The 908-nt window shown below is 47.5% G+C and carries 1 protein-coding gene; it reads left to right on the forward strand.

What is annotated here, in order from left to right:
• A partial coding sequence (locus R7R78_RS24990; RefSeq protein ID WP_225474483.1) for an AbgT family transporter occupies positions 1 to 908 on the forward strand: 908 nt, incomplete at both ends.

Consider the following 908-nt stretch of genomic DNA (forward strand, 5'->3'; position numbering starts at 1 on the left):
TATAGCTGGTTACTTCGAAGTATCGGTTGTCGATCCTCGTCCTGAGGGAGCAAAAGGTCGTGCTGCAGACGGCATGATTCAAGTGGTCAGCTTACTTAACGCTGACGGCCTAGAGCTTATTGTTACCAATCTAGTGAAAAACTTTGTTGGTTTCGCACCGTTAGGTACGGTATTGGTTGCGATGCTTGGTGTTGCAATTGCGGAATACTCGGGCCTACTTTCAGCAGCAATGCGTGGCCTAGTAATGGGCGCGTCACAACGTATGGTGACGGTTACGGTTGTTTTTGCTGGTATCATTTCAAACACCGCTTCTGAGCTTGGCTACGTGGTTCTTATCCCACTTGCTGCAATGCTTTTCCATTCCCTTGGTCGTCATCCTCTTGCTGGTCTTGCGGCAGCATTTGCTGGTGTATCGGGCGGTTACTCAGCAAACCTTCTAATTGGTACTGTTGACCCACTGCTTTCAGGTATTACTGAGACAGCAGCTCAAATGATTGACCCGACTTACACTGTTGGACCAGAAGTAAACTGGTACTTCATGTTTGTGTCGACGTTCTTCATCGCGGGTATGGGTGCATTCGTTACAGAGAAAATCGTTGAGCCGAAACTTGGCAAGTACAACGAAGAAGAAGCGGCTGAAGATTTGTCTAACGACAAAATGGGCAACCTAACTGACCTTGAGAAGAAAGGTCTGAAAGTTGCTGGTCTTGCTGTGATGGTTGTGTCTGCTTTGTTGGCTTGGACGATTGTTCCAGAAGACGGCATTCTACGTTCAGACGCTGGCACTGTTGCAGGATCCCCATTCCTGAAAAGTATCGTCGCTTTCATCTTCGTATTCTTTGCTATCCCTGGCTTTGTATACGGTAAAGTTGTTGGCACGATGAAAACCGACCGTGATGTTATCGATG

This window comes from Vibrio sp. 2134-1 (assembly GCF_033339495.1).